Origin of the sequence: Pseudomonas sp. PDM28 (assembly GCF_019219115.1) — a bacterium.
GTDB lineage: Bacteria > Pseudomonadota > Gammaproteobacteria > Pseudomonadales > Pseudomonadaceae > Aquipseudomonas > Aquipseudomonas laurylsulfatiphila.
Genome location: NZ_JAHUWG010000005.1, coordinates 404,044 through 420,539, shown reverse-complemented (window position 1 = coordinate 420,539; position 16,496 = coordinate 404,044). Strand labels below are relative to the sequence as shown.

At 58.8% G+C, this 16,496-nt stretch carries 11 protein-coding genes and 1 tRNA gene; 10 read left to right on the top strand and 2 right to left on the bottom strand.

Features of this window, described 5'->3' with window-relative positions:
- Positions 1–244: 244 nt before the first annotated feature.
- From uca to KW841_RS13900, 7 genes are all read left to right on the top strand, one after another.
- Entirely contained in the window at positions 245–3,877 is a 3,633-nt protein-coding gene (gene uca, locus KW841_RS13930) for an urea carboxylase (protein WP_218477006.1), read from the top strand.
- A 25-nt stretch (positions 3,878–3,902) separates the two neighbouring features.
- Positions 3,903–5,681 (top strand): allophanate hydrolase, encoded by a 1,779-nt coding sequence (gene atzF, locus KW841_RS13925; protein WP_218477004.1) that lies wholly within the window; start codon positions 3,903–3,905, stop codon positions 5,679–5,681.
- A 210-nt stretch (positions 5,682–5,891) separates the two neighbouring features.
- On the top strand, positions 5,892–7,385 hold the full coding sequence (locus tag KW841_RS13920; RefSeq protein WP_218476991.1) for a sensor domain-containing diguanylate cyclase: 1,494 nt from the start codon (positions 5,892–5,894) through the stop codon (positions 7,383–7,385).
- Positions 7,372–7,590 carry a cysteine-rich CWC family protein gene (locus KW841_RS13915; protein ID WP_218476988.1) on the top strand — a complete coding sequence of 73 codons (219 nt, stop codon included), beginning with the start codon at positions 7,372–7,374 and terminating at the stop codon, positions 7,588–7,590. The genes KW841_RS13920 and KW841_RS13915 overlap by 14 nt, the downstream gene beginning before the upstream one ends.
- 34 nt (positions 7,591–7,624) lie before the next feature.
- Positions 7,625–8,317, top strand: a complete 693-nt coding sequence (locus KW841_RS13910) for a pseudouridine synthase (protein WP_218476986.1) — start codon at positions 7,625–7,627, stop codon at positions 8,315–8,317.
- Positions 8,318–8,629: 312 nt separating this feature from the next.
- Complete coding sequence (locus KW841_RS13905; RefSeq protein ID WP_007979844.1) at positions 8,630–9,514, top strand: alpha/beta fold hydrolase; 885 nt, start codon at positions 8,630–8,632, stop codon at positions 9,512–9,514.
- Between the two features lie 179 nt (positions 9,515–9,693).
- Positions 9,694–9,767, top strand: a tRNA-Gly gene (locus KW841_RS13900).
- A gap of 145 nt (positions 9,768–9,912) precedes the next feature.
- Here the strand turns inward: KW841_RS13900 and KW841_RS13895 are convergent.
- On the bottom strand, positions 9,913–11,559 hold the full coding sequence (locus tag KW841_RS13895) for a phosphoethanolamine transferase (protein WP_218476983.1): 1,647 nt from the start codon (positions 11,557–11,559) through the stop codon (positions 9,913–9,915).
- A 408-nt stretch (positions 11,560–11,967) separates the two neighbouring features.
- Between KW841_RS13895 and KW841_RS13890 the strand changes: the two genes are divergently transcribed.
- From KW841_RS13890 to KW841_RS13880, 3 genes are all read left to right on the top strand, one after another.
- The gene (locus KW841_RS13890; RefSeq protein WP_218476980.1) at positions 11,968–13,512 is read left to right on the top strand and encodes a Fic family protein; all 1,545 of its coding nucleotides are present in this window, start codon (positions 11,968–11,970) and stop codon (positions 13,510–13,512) included.
- 628 nt (positions 13,513–14,140) lie between these two features.
- A complete protein-coding gene (locus KW841_RS13885; protein ID WP_095966257.1) occupies positions 14,141–14,410 on the top strand; it encodes a short-chain dehydrogenase in 270 nt (89 codons plus the stop codon).
- Positions 14,411–14,488: 78 nt separating this feature from the next.
- The gene (locus tag KW841_RS13880; protein WP_218476970.1) at positions 14,489–15,217 is read left to right on the top strand and encodes a bifunctional 2-polyprenyl-6-hydroxyphenol methylase/3-demethylubiquinol 3-O-methyltransferase UbiG; all 729 of its coding nucleotides are present in this window, start codon (positions 14,489–14,491) and stop codon (positions 15,215–15,217) included.
- A gap of 408 nt (positions 15,218–15,625) precedes the next feature.
- On the opposite strand, the gene tam is transcribed toward KW841_RS13880, so the two are convergent.
- A complete protein-coding gene (tam, locus tag KW841_RS13875; RefSeq protein ID WP_218476968.1) occupies positions 15,626–16,396 on the bottom strand; it encodes a trans-aconitate 2-methyltransferase in 771 nt (256 codons plus the stop codon).
- Positions 16,397–16,496 lie beyond the last annotated feature (100 nt).

Below are 16,496 nucleotides of genomic sequence, written 5' to 3'. Positions count from 1 at the left end.
TCAAACAGCAAGAACACTGATTAACCCTGTGGGAGCGAGCTTGCTCGCGATTGAGTCGACACAGGTTCCTTTGAAGTCGACTGACACTCCGCCATCGCGAGCAAGCTCGCTCCCACAGGGGGCGGCGGTGGTTTTGAAATTTGTGATTCTGCCACCGGGGACGACCCCGATGCCTTTCAAAAAACTGCGGGACGGCCCGCATCCCAGTCGAGGCTGATGCGCAATCGCCTCCGGGGGTTATGCCATGTTCGAAAAAGTCCTGATTGCCAACCGTGGCGCCATTGCCTGCCGCATCCTGCGGACCTTGCGTGAACTGCACGTGCAGGGTGTCGCCGTTTACTCCGAAGCCGACGCGGCCAGCCTGCACATCCTGCAGGCCGACGAGGCGCACAGCCTCGGGGAAGGCGCAGCCGCCGGCACGTACCTGGCGGTCGATAAAATCCTCGCCATCGCCAAAGCCAGCGGCGCCACCGCGATCCATCCCGGTTACGGCTTCCTCTCGGAAAACGCCACATTCGCCGAAGCCTGCGAAGCCGCCGACATCGCCTTCATCGGCCCGACACCGGAACAACTGCGGGTGTTCGGCCTCAAGCACACCGCCCGCGCCCTCGCCAAACAACAGGGTGTGCCCATGCTTGAAGGCACCGAGTTGCTCGAGAGCCTCGACGCCGCATTGATCGCCGGTGAACAGGTCGGCTACCCGGTGATGCTCAAGAGCACCGCCGGCGGTGGCGGCATCGGCATGCGCGTGTGCCGCAGCGCAGCCGAGTTGAGCGAATCCTTCGAAGCGGTCAAACGCCTGGGCCAGAACAATTTCAGCGACGCCGGAGTGTTCATCGAGAAGTACATCCAGCGCGCCCGTCACCTGGAAGTGCAGGTGTTCGGTGATGGTCGCGGCGAGGTGATTGCCCTCGGTGTGCGCGATTGTTCGGTGCAGCGGCGCAACCAGAAAGTCCTTGAGGAAACCCCGGCACCGAACCTGCCCGAGGGCATGGCCGATGAACTGTGCGCGGCGGCGATCAAACTGGCCAAAGCGGTGAACTACCGCAGCGCCGGCACCGTGGAGTTCGTCTTCGACAGCGATGCCCGGGGTTTCTATTTCCTGGAAGTGAACACCCGTTTGCAGGTGGAACATGGCGTCACCGAGCAGGTGTGGGGCGTCGACCTGGTGCGCTGGATGGTGCAACTGGCGGCCGGTGAGCTGCCGCCGCTGAGCAAATTGAGCCAGAATTTGAAAGCTGATGGCCACGCGATTCAGGCACGCCTCTACGCCGAGGATCCGGGTCGCGACTTCCAGCCGAGCCCCGGTTTGCTCACGGCGGTGAATTTCCCTGACGCCGATGGCAAACAGCTGCGCATCGACACCTGGGTCGAGGCCGGTTGTGAGATCCCGCCGTACTTCGACCCGATGATCGCCAAGCTCATCACTTGGGCACCGACCCGCGAGCAAGCCGCTGCCGATCTGCACCAGGCCTTGGATGACAGCCAGCTCTACGGCGTGGAAACCAACCGCGATTACCTGCGGCAGATTCTGGTTGATACGCCATTCGCCAGCGGTCAGCCGTGGACCCGTTGCCTCGAGGGACTGGTGTATCGGGCCAACACCTTCGAAGTGCTCAGCGCCGGCACCCAGACCAGCGTCCAGGACTATCCCGGCCGCCTCGGTTACTGGGCGGTGGGCGTGCCGCCGTCGGGGCCGATGGACAGTCGCGCGTTGCGCCTGGGCAATCTGTTGTTGGGCAATGTCGAAGGTGCTGCGGCGCTGGAAATCACCATGAGCGGGCCGTTGCTGCGCTTCAATTGCGATGCGGTGATCGCGGTGACGGGCGCGGCGATTCCACTGGCGTTGAACGGTGAAACCGTACCGATGAACACCGCGCTGCTGGTTCCGGCGGGCTCGACGTTGAGCCTGGGAACGATTGCCGGTGCGGGTGCGCGCAGCTACCTGTGCCTGCGCGGTGGCCTGCAAGTGCCGGATTATCTGGGCAGCAAAAGCACCTTCACCCTTGGTCAGTTTGGCGGGCATGGCGGTCGCGCGCTGCGCGCCGGTGATGTGCTGCATGTGCCGGCGCTGAGCAACCGTAGCACCGGGGCGCAACTGCCTGAATCTCAGGTCAGCGAGTTGCCTGCCGTGCGGCAGATCCGCGTGATCTACGGCCCCCACGGTGCCCCGGAATACTTTACCGAAAACTACATCGGCACCTTCTTCGCCACCCAGTGGGAAGTGCATTTCAACTCCAGCCGCACCGGTGTGCGCCTGATCGGGCCGAAGCCTGAATGGGTACGTGCCGACGGTGGTGAGGCGGGTTTGCATCCGTCGAACATTCACGACAATCCGTATGCGATCGGTGCGGTGGATTTCACCGGTGATATGCCAGTCATCCTCGGCCCGGATGGCCCAAGCCTTGGCGGGTTCGTGTGCCCGGTGACGGTGATCGAGGCGGATCTTTGGCAGCTTGGTCAACTGAAGGCGGGGGACAAGGTGCAGTTCTCCCCCATCGACCTCAAGACCGCCCGCGATCTCGCCCGCAAATGGGATACCTGTGGGAGCTGGCTTGCCAGCGATGGGGCCCGACCAGACACCGCATCAACTTCATCGCTGGCAAGCCAGCTCCTACAGGGGGTTGTGTCGCCTGTGGTGCTGGATATCGGGCAGGGAGATACGCGGCTGGTTGCACGGCTGTCGGGCGACACGCATTTGCTGCTGGAAATCGGCGCCCCCGAACTCGATCTGGTCCTGCGCTTCCGCGCCCACGCCCTCATGCAAGCCCTGGAAAGCCAACACCTGCACGGCGTGATCGACCTGACGCCAGGCATCCGCTCACTGCAAGTCCACTACCAACCCGAACAACTGCCACTGGCCGACCTGCTCGGCATCGTCGCCGGCGAATGGGACGCCGTGTGCGCCGCCAAGGACCTGCAAGTGCCCTCGCGCATCGTCCACCTGCCACTGTCCTGGGATGACCCCGCGTGCCAGTTGGCCATCGAGAAATACATGACCACGGTGCGCAAGGACGCGCCTTGGTGCCCGAGCAACCTGGAGTTCATCCGCCGCATCAACGACCTGCCGAACCTCGATGAGGTGCAACGCACGGTGTTCGACGCCAGTTACCTGGTGATGGGCCTGGGCGACGTTTACCTCGGCGCACCGGTCGCCACCCCGCTCGATCCGCGCCATCGCCTGGTCACCACCAAGTACAACCCGGCGCGCACCTGGACCGCGGAGAACTCGGTGGGCATCGGTGGCGCGTACATGTGCGTCTACGGCATGGAAGGCCCCGGCGGTTATCAGTTTGTCGGGCGCACGCTACAGATGTGGAACCGCTACCGCGAAGTCGCCGCGTTCGATGGCAAGCCATGGTTGCTGCGGTTTTTCGACCAGATCCGTTTCTACCCGGTCAGCGCCGATGAACTGTTGCGCATTCGCCGGGATTTCCCCCTCGGGCGCTTCGACCTGAACATCGAGCACAGTCAGTTGAACCTAGCGGATTACCAAGCGTTTCTGACGCAGGAAGCCGAGACCATCGGCGCGTTTCGCGAGCAGCAAAAAGGCGCATTCAATGCCGAGCGTGAGCGCTGGATAGCCAGTGGCCAGGCGCATTTCGACAGCGAAGAGCCGGCCCCGGAGGCGACCGATGAGGCGCCGCTGGCCAGCGGTCAACAGAGCGTCGACAGCCACATCGCCGGCAACCTCTGGCAGGTCCAGGTCGAGGCCGGCAAGCGCGTCGCGGCCGGTGATGTGCTAGTGATCCTGGAGTCGATGAAGATGGAAATCCCCCTGCTCGCCCCCATGGCCGGCGTGGTGCGCGAGGTGCGCGTGCAACCGGGTTCGGCGGTGCGCGCCGGACAGCGCGTCGTGGTGCTGGAACTCGACTGAACCCATTTTGAAAAGGACTCATGCCATGAACATCAATCTGCAACTCGACGCCCTCCGCAGCGCCTACCGCGAAGGCAGCACCACGCCCCGCCAACTGCTGTTGAACCTGCGGGACAAAGCGGCGGCGCTGAATCCGGACTATCACCTGTTCATCCACTTGCTCAGCGCCGAGGAACTGGAGCCGTACCTCGCCGCCCTCGACGGTCGCGACCTCGACAGCCTGCCGCTGTACGGCGTGCCGTTCGCGATCAAGGACAACATCGACCTGGCGGGCATTCCAACCACGGCGGCGTGCCCGGCATTTGCCTACGTGCCGGAGCGTTCGGCGACCATCGTCGAGCAACTGCTGGCCCTGGGTGCGATTCCGTTGGGCAAGACCAACCTCGACCAGTTCGCCACCGGGCTCAACGGCAGCCGCTCACCCTATGGCGTGTGCCCCAACAGCGTGTTGCCGGAGTATCCGTCGGGCGGCTCCAGCGCCGGTTCGGCGCTGGCGGTGGCGCTCGGGGTCGCGAGTTTTTCCCTGGGTACCGACACCGCCGGCTCCGGGCGTGTACCGGCGGCGTTGAACAACCTGGTCGGCATGAAAGCCACCAAGGGCCTGATCTCGACGGCCGGCGTGGTACCGGCCTGTCGTACGCTCGATTGCGTCACTACGTTCACCGCCACCGCGCGGGAGGCCAGCCGGTTGCTGGCGCTCACCGCACGCCTCGACCCACGGGACGAATACAGCCGCAGCAACCCGCTGTGGAATGACGGCTCGGCGTTCGGCACGCCACGGCCGTTCCGGTTCGGCGTGCCACGTGCACAGGACCTGCAATTCTTTGGTTGCCCCGAAGGCCCGCTGTTGTTCGGCGATGCCATCGATCGTCTCAAGGCCTTGGGCGGCGAAGCGGTGGAGCTTGATCTGTCGCCGTTTCTGGAGGCCGCACGCTTGCTCTATGAAGGCCCGTGGGTGGCCGAGCGCTACAGCGTGGCCGGAGAGCTGATGGCACAAAACCCCGAGGCCGTGTTGCCGGTGATTCGCGCTGTCTTGGCCAAGGCACCCGCCGTCGACGGCGTGCAGACCTTCCGCGCCCAATACCGGCTACAAGCGCTCAAGGCCCAGTGCGACGCAGCGCTGGAAGGCCTCGATTGTGTCGTCACGCCCACCATCGGCCGCCCGGTGTCGCTGGCGGAACTCAAGGCCGAACCGGTACTGCGCAATTCGGACCTCGGCTACTACACCAACTTCATGAACCTGCTCGACTACGCCGCCGTCGCCGTGCCCAGCACCTTCATGGACAACGGCCTGCCATGGGGCGTGACGTTGTTTGGCCGAGCCTTCACCGATCAGTACCTGTTGAGCGTGGCGGATGCCTTGCAGCGCCAGCAAGGCTTGGCCGCTCCTGCACCGGCGCCGGTAGCCCGCCATGATCGGGCGCGGCTGGTGGTTTGCGGCGCGCATCTGGACGGGCTGGCGTTGAATTGGCAGCTCAAGCAGCGCGGTGCCCGGTTGCTGGAAACGACCTTCAGCTCGCCGGATTATCAACTCTATGCCCTGGCCGGCGGCCCGCCGCTGCGTCCAGGCATGGTGCGCGTGAAGGATGGCGGCGTGGCGATCGCGGTGGAAGTCTGGGAGTTGCCCAGCCGAGAACTGGGTTCGTTCCTGACCGGGATTCCGGCACCGCTGGGACTGGGCAAGGTGCAACTGGCGGACGGCCGCTGGGAGAGCGGGTTTATCTGCGAGGCGTATGGGCTGGAGGGTGCGGTGAACATCAGTCATTTCGGCGGTTGGCGGATGTATCTGAAAACATTGGGTTAAACACCAGACTCATAACCCTGTGGGAGCGAGCTTGCTCGCGATAGCGGTGTGACATTCAGCCTTGATGTGGCAGACACGCCGCCATCGCGAGCAAGCTCGCTCCCACAAGGTCCGTGCAAGATTTACGACCATTCGCAGCGCACATGGAGCAGTTATTTCCCGGCAGTACCCTTAGAATGCTTGCATCGGATGACTGCCAATGGAACTGCCATGCCGCTTCGCTCGCCGCTGTACTCTCAACGCTCGTTGGTGCTCACGCTGGTCGCATTGCTGGGCGCAGGCTTCCTCGCCACCTCCTTTCTCAGTTACTACGCCTCCAGGGCCTCGATCCGCGACAATATCGTCAACACCGAACTGCCGCTGACCTCGGACACGGTCTACTCGGAAATCCAGAAAGACCTGGTCAGGCCGATCCTGATCTCCTCGATGATGGCCCGCGACACCTTCATGCGCGACTGGGTGGTCAATGGCGAGAAGGATTCCGACCAGATGACCCGTTACCTCAACGAAGTCATGACCCACTACGGCGCCTACACCGCCTTCTTCGTCTCCAACACCAGCCTGACTTACTACCACGCCAAGGGTGTGCTCAAGCAGGTCAAGGCCACCGAGCCCCGCGACGCCTGGTATTTTCGCGTGCGGGACATGAAGGATCCGTACGAAATCAACGTCGATCCGGACCTCGCCAACAAGGACAACCTGACCTTTTTCATCAACTACAAGGTCTACGACTACAACGCCCGGTTCATCGGCGCAGCCGGGGTTGGCCTGACCGTCGACGCCGTGATCAAGCTGATCGACAAGTACCAGCAGCGTTATCAGCGCAGCGTATATTTCGTCGACAACTTCGGGCGTCTCGTGCTGACAGGCGCCGAAGGCGGTCCGCAAGGTGCGCGCATCGGGCAGAAACTCAGTGAGCTGGACAGCATGAAGGACCTGGTCAGTCGGTTGCCCAAACCCCACAGCGGCAGCTACGAATATTCCGTGCAGGGCCAGGGGCACTTCCTCAATGTGCGGTTCATCCCGGAGCTGAACTGGTACCTGTTCGTCGACAAACGCGAGGACAGCGCCCTGGGTGAAATCCGCCAGTCGCTGTACCTCAACCTGCTGATCTGCCTGCTGGTCACGCTGATCGTGCTGGCCCTGCTCAACCAGGTCATCAAGCGCTTTCAGGACAAGATCCAGGCCCAGGCCACCCTCGACAGCCTGACCGAACTGCCCAACCGTCGCGGCTTCGACCTGCTGGCCATACAGGCCATGCACGAAGCCCGGCGCGAGCCCAAACCGCTGACCGCCTTGCTGCTGGACCTCGACCGCTTCAAGGTGTTGAACGACACCTATGGCCACCTGGCCGGCGATCAGGTATTGAATGGCTTTGCCCAGGATCTGAAGAGCTGCCTGCGGCACTCCGACATCGTCTGCCGCTGGGGCGGTGAAGAGTTCATCGTGCTGCTCAAGGACACCGATGGTCAGATCGGTCTGATAATTGCCGAGAAAATTCGTCAGTACGTGGAGCAACAGAGCTACACCTACAAAGGCCAGATCTTGCGAGTGACCGTCAGCATCGGCCTGACCACCCTGCAGCCCGATGACACCTTGCACACCCTGCTGTCACGGGCGGATCATGCGATGTACCGGGCCAAGCAAAGTGGCCGTAACCGAACCTGTGTGGAAATGGCTCACTCCATCCATGAACCAGCCTGACCTCTGTCCCGCCTGCGGCGCACCCAACGACTGCGCCCTGGCCGACCCGCGAACCGCCGACCGCGCCTGCTGGTGCTACGGCGTCAGCATCGACCCGGCCGTGCTCCAGGCCCTGCCGGCGCAACTGCGCAACGCCTCGTGCCTGTGCCCGCACTGCGCCGAGGTCGAGGCGCAGTTGCAAGCAGCGTCCGAATCGATCAAGTAAGATGCGCGGCCCTTTCTTCACTGATCCCTAAGTCATGCGTGTCGACCGATTCCTCAGCAACCTGCCGTGCTTCAACCGTAAGCAGGTGCGCCTGTTGCTGGTGGAAAAACGCGTCAGGATCGACGGAAAAGTCGTCAGCGACCCGCACAGCCAAGTCCGCGAGTTCAGCCGCGTCGAAGTCGACAGCGACGTGCTGCAAGTCGGTAAACCCCTGCGCCATTTCATGCTGCACAAACCCGCCGGATGCGTCAGCGCCACCCGGGATCCGCAACACCCGACCGTACTCGATTTGATCCATGAGCCGGACAAGGACGAGCTGCACATCGCCGGGCGCCTGGACTTCAACACCACCGGCCTGATGCTGATCACCAACGACGGCAGCTGGTCGCGGCGCCTGACCCAACCACAGACCAAACTGCCCAAGGTCTATTACGTTGAAACCGAACAGGACATCGGCCCTGAATACGCGATCAAGTTCAACGAAGGGCTGTACTTCGCCTTCGAAGACCTCACCACGCAACCTGCCGGGCTGCAGCTGCTCGGGCCGAAATGCGCGCGCCTGAGCATCGTCGAAGGCCGTTATCACCAGGTCAAGCGCATGTTCGGCCACTTCAACAACAAGGTGATGCGCCTGCACCGCGAACGCATGGGCCCGCTGGCGCTCGACGATGCGTTGAAACCGGGCGAATACCGCCCACTGAGCGATGAAGAGATCGGATTGATCTAAGCAGGCGACCGCTGAGCAGAAGTTGTCGAACAATTTACCAATGGCACTTGCGCGATGACGTGACCCCTGCTTGAATCAGGACGTCGGCCGAAATGTGACCGATGAGTCACCCCATACTTCTAAGAAACTTTTTGCCGGTAGGAACCCAAGGGTTCCGGCCTCACCCGGCAGACTGCCCGCCAATAACAATACCCGTCGACCGGACTGCATTGGATCGACATGGGCCTCTCAAATTCCAGGCGTATGCCTACCTGTCACAAAGCTCGTGCAATCTCTATTGCGCGCATACCCGCTTGCCAGGAGTCTTATGACATGAGGCCAGAAATCGCTGTGTTGGATATACAGGGTCAGTATCGGGTTTACACGGAGTTCTATCGCGCAGACGCCGCAGAGAAGACCATTATCCTGGTCAACGGCTCGATGGCCACGACTGCGTCGTTTGCACAAACCGTGAAAAACCTCCATCCGCAGTTCAACGTCGTCTGCTACGACCAGCCCTATGCGGGCCGGTCAAAAGCCCACAACCTGCACGAGAAATTGCTGACCAAGGAAGTCGAAGGGCAGATCCTCCTGGAGCTGATCGACCACTTCGCCGCCGAGCACGTGCTGTCGTTTTCCTGGGGTGGCGCCGCGACCCTGGTCGCCTTGGCCCAACGGCCACGACGCATCGAAAAAGCCGTGATCAGCTCGTTCTCCCCGGAGATCAACGCGCACATGCTCGACTACCTCGAGCGCGGCGTCGATTACCTCGGCAGCCGGGATGGCGACCGCGTCGGCAACCTGGTGAACAGCACCATCGGCAAACACCTGCCGACCCTGTTCAAGCGCTTCAACTATCGGCACGTCAGCAGCCTGGCCGATCATGAATACGGGCAGATGCACTTCCACATCAGCGACCTGCTGCACAGCGATCGCCAATGCTTTTTCAAAGCGGCGGAAAAAATCAACGTGCCGGTGCTGTTCATGAACGGCGAATGGGACGAATACACCGCCGCCGATGGCGCACGGTTGTTCGCCAACCACGTGCAACACGCCACCTTCACGACCCTTCAGGCCACCGGCCACTTTCTCGACATGGAGCACAAGGCCGCCTGCCGAGACAGCCGCAACGCACTGATGGGGTTCCTGAAACCGGCCCAGCACGATAGCCGACCGCGTTACCACTACGTCCAGGACCACCATGCATTGGCACTCTGAAACAGAGTCATCGCGAGCAAGCCCCGCCCTGCTGAATCAAACGTATTCTGCAGGCGCGAGACTTGCCCGCGATCGACTGTCATGCGGTCCATGCATCGTTTCACCTGTGCTAAAGCCATCTGGGGCAAAGAAAAACTTCAAATCCCCGCGCGTATCTGGTACAAAGTCAGCCGCTCTGAGCGGGTGTCGTATAATGGCATTACTCCAGCTTCCCAAGCTGATAACGAGGGTTCGATTCCCTTCACCCGCTCCACTAATTTCAAGGCTTTCAGCAGCGCCTGTACGTATTGTCAACGAGCTGAGGGCCAAATTGGGGGACATTCAGTCTCTCCGTCAAGCGGCAGACCAAATCCTCCACGCCATTTCATGTTGCCCCGCCGAAAAACGATCTGGCCGGTTTAAAGTGCATCAAAATCAAACGCTGGAACATACCCTGTGCCGAGCAGGTATGGACATTTCGACGTCACAAAATCATTGCTAAGCAAATCATCCGAACGCCTGTATTCACTCGTGAGAACGCCAGTAAAATTTAAAAGCGTATGCGGCAAGGACGAAATGCTAGCTCTTTGATTCTCCCTCTCCTTCAACTTTGAAAGCTTGAGCGCTTGCTGGCCTGAAATATTATCGGATGCCCAGACAAACGCCGAAACCAGCAAATCATATTTATTGCCAATCCCATGCCCCAACAATCCTCGACTATCATCCATGATATTTTCGCCATGATCCGATGAATAAAATAATACCGACGGCCTCTTACTTAACTTCAACTGCTCGATAATTGAGCTTAACAACCAGTCCGTATACAAGATGGTATTATCATAATCCGCGGTGATTTTATCTTTTACGCCACTGGTTGACGGCTTGAATTTTTTGAAATCATCTGGATACCTGCGCGAGTACTCGAAATGACTGCCTTTGATATGAATAAATATGGCCTGTTTTTGCGCACTGTCTTTGTTTAATATTTTTTTATATTCCGGCATCAATGCACCGTCATAGCTCCTTTCAAAATATTGCCAATTTTGAGCCTCTGCTGCTATTTGCGGAATGATTCCGCCGAAACTATCGACTTCCTGCACTGACAACCAATAGGTCATGTAACCCGCTGCGCGATATATACCCACCAAGGACTTTTTTGACGCAATGGCATTCCAATCCGAAATAGGCTCAAGGCTGAGCATTGAGGGAACGGCGACCGACGTATAGGGGGCTGTCGTACACATGCGATTGAACTTGTAAATCCCTGCCAACTTGTCGAGATTCGGGGTGGTCTGCTTGTCATATCCGTAGAGAGACCAATTTTGCGGCCGCGATGACTCACCGATTACAAAAACAACAGTTTCTATATTTGACTCATTCGAAACACTGGTTATTTTCACCTCCGATTCCTGGCGCTGCTTGATAAACTGCTTTGATTGCAAATACAGGTGAGTCGTAAGGCCTATTTGCGACAAGTACCCGACGGGGGTGCTTTGATCTTTTGCAACGAGATCCAGTACCGCATGCTTCCCGAAAGAGTTGACCTTGACCGTTTTATAAAAATACGCGCCATACCCCAAAAGCAAAGCACTAATGGCCAAAACGAAAACACCCTTGCTTTTATATAACTCACGCTTATACAGACCGATGAGCCCTACCCCATAGCAAGCGACGAATATTATCAAAACGACGGTAAGCGGCCGCCAATAAGTCGACAGAAAATCACTTGCCTCCTTGTAGTTATTCAAACCGATAAACACATAGGCCGCCGTGAATCTCGAATTGAAATTCAGAACAAGGAATAGATCGACGGCCGCCAACAAATAGAACGGAAGAAGAACGACGTGAGTTTTGAATTGATTGAACGAAGCAAATCGAATCGCCAAAAGCCACAGCACTGAAATAGTAGCGGTATATATGGCCAACAAATCAATTTTCGAGTATCGATGGTTTGTGATCAGTCTAATTATCAGCGGTGACAACAAAAAAGCCCACAACACTAAATTCGGCCATTCCGCTTTAAAAACTCTTATGGGATAATCGATGGCCTTTACCAATATTTTCATAGTCGAGCTGTTCTCGTCGGGTACCACCTGCTGCCCAAAGATTAGCTCAGTTGGCGTGTAGCGCCACGAGGCTCACCCTGCATTCGCAACAGCGCGGAATCGACCCGCAAGACTTGGCGCTCGTATAGTTTTGTGGCCATCGGGGCTCGCAGGCATAGGGGTCTCTTCATCCGGACCCTGCGCAATTTTTTTGTTCAGACGGCTTACCTGACACCCATCCATACGCAGAGTGCTCCTGCGCAGAAGCGACTACTATAAAAGTTCCGTTAGCGTTTTTTTCACATAATGTGGATTTGTTAGCGAATTTCGGTGCCCATTGGCCTTTTCATCTCCCTACAAAAATTAACGCTTTCGCGTAGGATCAGGTATTCGTTAGCGTTTCTATCGTCCCAGTAAAGGATTTTGTTAATGCAGGTCGGTTTAAAGGCACTCGCAAACCAGTACGACATCGTTCTGGCACAGCCACTGCGCGTCGAATCGACGATTGGCACGACACGTGTCAGTCGCGAAAGCAGCGGGCATACGGAGAATCAGTATCCCCCGAGCTACCGGCCTGCCGACGATTTCTCAGGGCATTTCGAATTCGGCCTCAAATACGAAGAGATCCATCTCGAATTCTTTGCTCGCTTGTTTGCAAAGACCGGACCCGAACCTGTCGAAGCCTGGTGCCGGCGAGAGCCTTTTGGCCAATATGCTCGCCGCACGGGGTTTCTCTACGAATGGCTGACAGGGCAAAGTCTGGATGTGCCAGACGTAACCAACGGTGGCTATGTCGATGCACTTTCTGCGCAGGACTACCTCACCCGTAGTGAACCACCACGAGTTCGACGTTGGCGAGTCAAAAACAACCTGCCCGGTACACCCGGTTTTTGCCCTTTGGTTCGTCGTACGACGGCAGTCAATGAGGCTCTGCAATTCGATCTCGGCGCGGCGTTGAAGGAGTTGGATCAAACCTTTGGTGCCGATATCTTGATGCGTACGGCCAGTTGGTTGACGTTCAAGGAGTCACGAGCCAGCTTTCTCATCGAAAAAGAGGCCGACCAGGCTGATCGCATCCAGCGTTTTGCGCATGTCATTGCCCAGCACTGCGGCCATATCGAAGCCCCATTAAGCAATGACAGCCTGCGTTCCCTGCAAGCCGGCATTCTGGGGCGAGATGCCATTGGGCTCGGCTTGCGGCGCTCCCCGGTATTTGTAGGTCAGGCCACAATGCGCGAGGACATCGTGCATTACATTGCCCCGCACTTTGAAGAACTTGCCCCTCTACTGGAAGGCCTCAACGAGTTCGAGATCGCAACGCGGGGTGCCGAGTCAGTGGCACGCGCCGCAGTGCTAGCATTCGGCTTCGTGTACATACATCCCATGCGTGACGGCAACGGCCGGATTCATCGCTTCCTGATCAACGACACCTTGATCAGGGACAAGGCCGTGCCCGACGGCGTGATCCTGCCCGTGTCAGCCACTATCACCAGTTCGATCGATTTCCGGGCAGGCTACGACCGTACGCTCGAGGTGTTTTCACGACCGTTTATGCGCCGTTACGCGGCGGCCTATGGGTTTGGCGAACTCGTGACCTACGAAGACGGCACTCCCAGCAACTTCACCTTCGATGAATACAAAGACGCAGGCTTTGCCTGGCGCTACCCAGACCTGACCGAACATGTCCTGTACACCGCTCGCGTCGTCGAGCACACGATTCGTACGGAGATGGCGGATGAAGCACGCGTTTTAATGATCTTTCAGCGAGCGCAGGAACAACTCAAAGAAGTGCTCGAGATGCCGGATCAGGATGCGAACCGGATCATCCGTTCGATCAAGGAGAACGGCTGGGTGGTGTCCGGAAAGCTGAAGAAAGGATACCCGCAGCTTGAAGATGAAGGCATGGCGCAACGTGTTGTGAATGCAGTGCGCTCCGCGTTTGAGGATCGAGTGATGGGAGCTGGTGAAGAGTGATCTTCGGTAGAACTGGATAGCGTGCAACTGCAGCTGAAAAGAAGACCGGTCTGAGTGGCTAATGCCAGTCAGTTAAGCGTTTGATCACCGCAAACCTTGTGGGAGCGAGCTTGCTCGCGATGACGGCTGGACAGTCAAACAAGGGGTACCTGACAGTCTGCCATCGCGAGCTCGCTCCCACAATGTCCGGGGCTTAACTGATCGGCATTAGTCCGAGTGGCCGTTTTTTGTACGCGGAATTTAGTGATGCCCCTGCCAACGCTTTCGTTTAGGTCCCACTTTTAAGGGCCAAACCGACATCAACGCTAGAAAAAGCAACGTCCTACACGACACTGGGAATTGTCCGTACACTTGCGCATTGCTGTGCCTTTGTCATGAGCCCTATAGTCCGACCGCGCCCAAATGGCGTATCGGGTTTGGCGACTCGATGCCGTGGTACAGGAGCCTCCGAGAGTTTCTCGGAGCGCTTTTGAACGCAGTTGGCTACCTGTTTTTTGGTAGCTGTGCGTGGGAGACCTTCGGGTCTGCCGGTTTTACCATGGTCCGGTTCGCCAACCCGCGTACAGCTACCACCCTATTGTTTGGCGACGATTGAGTGGTGCATCCTCCTCCAACATGGTAATCACTCATGAATGAATACATGGCTTTAACCAGCAACGCCGACGACTTGCCCTCGCTGTTCGTCAACACCACACAACCGCTGCACTCACTGCTTAGCACCGCCAGTTACCGCATCCGAGCGGTAACGCAACTCCTCGAAAACCTCGCAATGCGCGGCGACCTGACCTCTGACACCGTGGTGCTGAGCGACTTCGCATTGCTCTGCTGCGTGCCGTTGCGCGATGGTTGCGATGTGCTGGATGTGATCGCTCGACGTATGGATGCAGAGCCGTCCTAAGATTGCACCGGGCGGCATGCTGTTATGGCGAGGGAGCCTTCACTTATCATGTGAGTACTTCAACAGAGCCACCCGAACATGACCCAAAACATCTACGACGACCCTCAGTTTTTCCACGGCTACAGCCAGATGGCCCGCTCCATCGGCGGTCTCGATGCCGCGCCGGAATGGCCGGCGCTGAGGGCCATGCTGCCGCCCATGCAGGGCTTGAAGGTGGTGGATCTCGGCTGCGGTTACGGCTGGTTTTGTCGCTGGGCCAGTGAGCAAGGCGCTGACAGCGTGCTCGGTCTGGATGTTTCGCAAAAGATGCTGGAGCAGGCGCGCAAAACCACCGCCGCATCAAACATCCGTTATGAACGCGCCGACCTGGAAGCCCTCGATCTGCCGGTCGGCGGTTTGGACCTGGCCTACAGCTCCCTGGCGCTGCACTACATCAAGGACTTGCCGGGGTTGTTCGCCAATGTCCATGCGGCGCTCAAGCCCGGTTCGCAGTTCGTGTTTTCCATCGAGCACCCGATCTTCATGGCACCGCGTAACCCTGGCTGGATCATCGATGCCGAGGGCCGCAAGGGTTGGCCGGTGGACGGTTATCAGCGTGAAGGCGAGCGCGTGACCCACTGGCTGGCCGAAGGTGTGATCAAGCAGCATCGCACCATTGGCACCTTGCTCAACCTGCTGATTGCAGCGGGTTTCAGCATCCGCCATGTCAACGAATGGGGGCCGAGCGATGCCGAGGTGGCGGCGCAACCGGCGCTGGCCGAAGAGCGCGAGCGGCCGATGATGATGTTGGTCGGCGTTCAGCGCTGAGCCACGCGCGTATCTTTTGCGTATAGATCCCGGCAGGCAAATAAAGAAACCGTAGCGCGGCGTTAAGCCCGGAAACAGATCCCTTATTCTCCCGGCTCATCCTTCACCCCGAGATCGACATGCACAATTCAGAGTTGGGAATCATGATCATTTCTTTGATCGGGTTGTTCGGCTTTGCCTCATTTGCTTTTGAATACTTGAGCGCCCGACGCTCGAAAAAAAAGTAGGAGCCAGCCTGCTGGCGATGGTCGTCAACGATAACGCGGGCGAACTGGATAAACGCGGCGCACTCGAGTCCTTCGCTGGCAAGCCAGCTCCCACAGGTATTGCGCTATCCATGTATCCCGGGAATACATGAAGAGCCTGAAAAAGGGACGGAAGATACTCATCAACTGTCCCTTTTTCGCATCAGCGGGTCGCGACGATAAACAGTCGCGGGAATGGCAACAGCACCGAACCATCGGCCAAGGCCGGATACGCCCGCTCGATAGCCACCTGGTATTGCTTCAGGTACTGCGCCCGTTCCGCCTCGTCCAGCGGTTCCAGAAACGGCCGCAAGCCACTGCCCTTGAACCACTCCACCACGCCTGATGCGCCGCCTGCGAGCGGATGATGGTAGGTGGTGCGCCACACATCGACGCGCGAGCAACAGGCCTTGAGTATCGAGTAATAACCACTGGCATCGGATATCTCGGTCCGCTGCCCGGCGGCGCCTGCCAGCTTGCCGGCCCATGGACCATCAGCGGCGACTTCACGCATCAAACGGTGCGAGTGCTCATTGATGTTGTCAGGCATCTGGACGGCCAGGCTGCCTCCGGGCGCCAGCCTGCTCACCAGCGACGGCAGCAAGCTTGCGTGATCCGGAACCCACTGCAATACAGCGTTGGCGAAAATCACATCGAAGGGGCCTGCGTCGTTCCAGGTGTCGATGTCGGCGATGTCGAACTGCACCTGCGGCAAGCGCTTGCGTGCGGCCTCGATCATGTCGGTCGAACTGTCCAGGCCTCGGACCGTGGCGCTGGCAAAACGCTCGACCAGCAACTCGGTGGAGTTACCGGGGCCACAACCGATATCGATGGCCGAACGCACATCCCCGGCGGGGATGGCCGCCAGCAGGTCACGGGCGGGACGGGTGCGTTCATCTTCAAAAGCGACGTACTGTTTGGCGGACCAACTCATTGCGTTCTCCTGTCGGTGCGTTGTCCTCGGGTCGCTACGATACCGCGGCAAGCGCTGCCAAAGGTTTCAGAAAACCACCTTTTCAATCACGTCGAATTTT